Source organism: Streptomyces sp. NRRL S-495, from assembly GCF_000966955.1.
Taxonomy (GTDB): Bacteria; Actinomycetota; Actinomycetes; order Streptomycetales; family Streptomycetaceae; genus Kitasatospora; species Kitasatospora purpeofusca.
Genome location: NZ_JZWY01000313.1, coordinates 1 through 3,885, shown reverse-complemented (window position 1 = coordinate 3,885; position 3,885 = coordinate 1). Strand labels below are relative to the sequence as shown.

Sequence of the window (3,885 nt, the reverse complement as noted above, 5' to 3'; positions counted from 1 at the left end):
ACCGGCGGGAGCGCCGAGACCGGCCGGGCCGACGACGACCGGCGCCGGCCCGCGGCCCCGCCTCCGGCTCCGGCCCCTTCGGACCGGCCCCAGTACCCCGCCCCCGGGCATCCCGGCACCGCCGGCACCGGGAGCGCCCCGGCGGCCGGACCCGCGCCCGGCCGGCCCCGGGCCGACACCCCGGTGGCGGCCTGGACGGCCCCGGCGGCCGCCCGGGCCGCGACCACGACGGCCGTGGTCACCGTCGCCCACGACGCCGCGGGCACCGCGACCGCCGTCCTCGCCCCGATCGCGGCCGGGCTGGCCCTGACCGGGGCCGCGATGTACAAGCACCGGGGCCTGCCGAAGGGGCACTGAGCACGGTCGACGGGGCTCCGGAACAACCCAGCACCTGCCCCCCGGCGCCGGTCAGCGGCGGGGAGCCGGCCCGGTCAAGTGCAGGGTGAGGACCGGCAGTTCCCGGCCGGGGATGGAGCCGGAGGCGACGGTGCCGGTGCGGACGGCGCCCACGGCCAGGTAGAACGGCTCGGCGTGCGGGTCGGACTCGACCACGATCCGGGTGAAGCCCAGGGCGGCGGCCTCCGCGCACAGGTGCTCCACCAGGCGGCGGCCGATCCCCCGGCCGACGGCGTCCGGCTCGACGAAGAGCATGTCCATCTCGCCCTCCGGCGGCGCCCCGGTGAGGGTGACGAAGCCCAGCACCCGGCCGTCGTCCTCGGCGACGGTCGTGCGGTCGGCCTCGATCTGCCCGGGATCCAGGGTGAGTTCGGCCCGGCATGCCTCCATGAAGGCGGCGTCGTAGCCGAGATGGGCCTTGGATCGCAGGGCCAGGGCACTGAGTGCCGCCGCCTCGCTCGGCCGGGCCGGTCGGATCGGCATGACGTGCGCCCCTCCTGGTCGGGTCGGCGCGACCGGTTCTCCGCCGCACCGACCCCATTCTCGGCAACCCGGCAGCCCGGTGACCAATTGGGCGTCAGGCCGACCTGGCGCGAGGCAAGTTGGGCGTCGGACCGGCCGAACGCGGGATCGACCGGACGCCGGGCCGGACCACCGCCGCACCGAACGGGCGGGCGCGGAGGGCCCGTTCGGCCGCCGTCGCCGCGACTACCGGAAGACGCCCGGGGGCGGCGCCGGGGACGGAGCGGCGGCGGCGTCGGTCACCGGGGCCGCCCCGGCGGCGAAGTCGGCCAGGGCGCGGCCGTGTTCGACCCGGCCGAGGGCCGCGTCGGAGGCCACCCGGCGGGTGAGCTCGGCCAGCGGGAGCGGGGTGTGCGCGGCGGCCAGGATCAGATTGCCGAACCGCTTGCCGCGCAGCACCGCCGGGTCGGCGACCAGGCACAGTTCGGGGAAGACGGCGCCCAGGGTGGCCACCTGGGAGCGGGCGAACGCCAGCGTCGAGCCGTCGGCGATGTTGACGGCGTACCAGCCGCCGGGGGCCAGGGCGCGCGCGGCCAGCGCGGTGAACTCGACGGTGGTGCAGTGGGCGGGCACCCGGGCACCGGAGAAGACGTCGGCGATCACCAGGTCCACGCTGCCCTCGGGGGTGCGCTCCAGCACGGCGCGGGCGTCGGCGCCGCGCACCTTGACCTGCCAGCCGCGCTCCAGCGGGAGTTCGGTGCGGACCAGGTCGGTGAGCGCGGTGTCGATCTCGGCGACCTGCTGGCGCGAGCGCGGGCGGGTGGCGGCGACGTAGCGGGCCAGGGTGAGGGCGCCGCCGCCGAGGTGGAGGACGGTGAGCGGACGGCCGGGCGGGGCGACCAGGTCGACCAGGTGGCCGAGCCGGCGCTGGTACTCGAAGCCCAGGTGGGTCGGGTCGGCGAGGTCGACCAGCGACTGCGGCGCACCGTCGACCAGCAGCGACCAGGCGGCGGGGCGGTCGCGGTCGGGGCGGAGTTCGGCGAGGCCGGAGTCGACGGCGCGGGTGAGCGGTCCCTGCGCGTGGGTGCGGCCCCCGGGGCCGGTGGTGGCCGGGTCGTCCGCGGCGGCGGCGCGGCCCCGGTCCGTGGTGCGGCCGGCTCGGTTGCTTCGTCCCATACCGGCCATTATCGCCGCCCCTCGAGGAGGTCCGGCGGCCCGGCCCGGGCGGCGGCGGCCCCGGAAGCGGCGGCGGCAGCCCCGGAAGCGACGGCGGCGACCTCGGAACGGGCGACGGCGACGGCCTCAGAACGGGCCGAGGCCGCCCGCGGTGAGGGTGCAGGCGGCCTCGCAGAGCGCCGAGCGGAGGACCCAGGCGTCGGTGGGGCGGGCGGTGCAGTCGGCGCCGGCCGGGGGCATCACCCAGCGCGGGTCGGTGGCGGGCGGCAGCTGGGCGCCGGCGGTACAGGAGCTGCCGGGCAGGTGCCAGGTCGCCGAGGTGCCGGCCGGGACGAGGAAGGAGACGGTGGCGCCGTTGCGGCTCTGCAGGACGGCGCCGCAGGCCCGCCGCAGGCGCAGGATGTCGACCGCCTCCAGTCCGTGCCGCAGGGCGACGGTCACGGTGTCGTGGGCGGCGACCGGGGCGCGGTCCTGGTCGGCGGCCGGGCGGCGGGAGGGGCCGCCGCCGGACGGCGGGCGGGCGGGGCCGCGGTCGTCGGCGGACTCGGGCAGCAGGGCGGGGGCGGCGGCGGCCGGCATCCCTCCGGCGACCAGGCGGCGGTACTGCGGTACTCCAGTGGCCGGCATCGGCCCTCCTGTCACCTCGTCGGGGGTGGAAGCCGCGCCGCCCGGCGTGGGGGGGTGCCGCTGGGGCTGCCGCCGGGGGGTGCGGCAGGGACGGCGGACGGGGCTTCCACGTAACAGCACAACGCCGGGCGGGCCCCCGAGGCCACGGGGCGCCTTACAGCAAGGCATGGCATTTCATGGCGGATCCCGGCAACTACGCCCGGTTTGCCCGGTATTGGGGGCACATCATCCATCGACGCACTGTGGCCGACCGGTGACTCCCGGTACTGTCGGCCCCGGGCTGATCCACAAGACACGCCCCAGCGGACCCGTTCGTGGCCGGGCGCCCCCACCGCCCCACCGCCGCCCGACCCCCGTACCACCACCCCGCACCACCACGGAGCGCACCATGGCAGCCACCCCACCGGCCGAGCCGAACCGCCCGTCGCCCAACACCGTGATGCGCGCCCTGCGCGGCGACCGCTCGCCGGGCGAGTTCGCCATGGCCGTGCGCCGGGCGGCCCGTGAGATCGGCGAGCACGTCTCGTGCGACGCCCGGTACATCGGGCGGGTCGAGTCCGGTGAGATCCGCTGCCCCAACTACGCGTACGAGCGGGTGTTCCGGCACATGTGGCCGGAACGGTCGCTCACCGAACTGGGCTTCGCCCCCCGTACCGCCGTCCGGCGCCGCTCGACGGACGGAGGCACGGGGGGCGAGGACGACGGCACCGTCCGGCCCGGCGGCCGGACCGGCCCCGGGCCGTACCCCGGCCACCGGCCCGGGCACCGCCCGGGCCCCGCCGCCGCACCGGACGGCGGACCGCCCCCACCGCTCCACCCCCCGTTCCCGCCCCTGCCCGCCCCCCGCTCTCCGCTCTCCACCCAACTCCCGTACGCTGCCTGGCCGTACGCGGAACCGCCCCCACCGGAGGGGCCCCCGGTGCCGAGGTCCGCGACGGCGCCCCGGGGGTCCGCCGAACCGCACCATCCCGACGAGGAGAACGACGACGTGCGTCGCCGTACGTTCCTGGCCGGCGGCCCCGCCGCGCTGGCCACCGTCATCGGCATCGACCGGCCCGCCCAGGCCGCCGCGGCCGATGCCCCCCGCACGGCGGGCGCCCGCCCCGGACCCGGCGGCTTCGCGCCCGGCGACGGCTTCGTGCCCGGTCGGCCCCGGGCCGTCCCGGCGCCCCGCAAGGTCGGCGCGGCCGAGGTGCTGGGCGTCGAACAGGCCGTCCGGGACAT

The 3,885-nt window shown here is 78.5% G+C and carries 3 protein-coding genes and 2 pseudogenes; 2 read left to right on the top strand and 3 right to left on the bottom strand.

Translation table 11 applies throughout. The annotated features are described in order from the left end of the window. Positions 1 to 357 (top strand): annotated as a pseudogene (locus VR45_RS17380) (hypothetical protein); the annotation flags it as partial. Positions 358 to 408: 51 nt separating this feature from the next. Here the strand turns inward: VR45_RS17380 and VR45_RS17375 are convergent. The 3 genes from VR45_RS17375 to VR45_RS48685 all read right to left on the bottom strand — a co-directional run bounded on the left by VR45_RS17375 (position 409) and on the right by VR45_RS48685 (position 2,661). Further along, the gene (locus tag VR45_RS17375; protein ID WP_045940685.1) at positions 409 to 879 is read right to left on the bottom strand and encodes a GNAT family N-acetyltransferase; all 471 of its coding nucleotides are present in this window, start codon (positions 877 to 879) and stop codon (positions 409 to 411) included. A 225-nt stretch (positions 880 to 1,104) separates the two neighbouring features. Next, complete coding sequence (locus VR45_RS17370) at positions 1,105 to 2,034, bottom strand: fused MFS/spermidine synthase (protein ID WP_045940684.1); 930 nt, start codon at positions 2,032 to 2,034, stop codon at positions 1,105 to 1,107. 126 nt (positions 2,035 to 2,160) lie between these two features. Continuing rightward, a complete protein-coding gene (locus tag VR45_RS48685) occupies positions 2,161 to 2,661 on the bottom strand; it encodes a hypothetical protein (protein ID WP_234326013.1) in 501 nt (166 codons plus the stop codon). A 388-nt stretch (positions 2,662 to 3,049) separates the two neighbouring features. Between VR45_RS48685 and VR45_RS48680 the strand changes: the two are divergent. Then, positions 3,050 to 3,885 (top strand): annotated as a pseudogene (locus tag VR45_RS48680) (hypothetical protein); the annotation flags it as partial.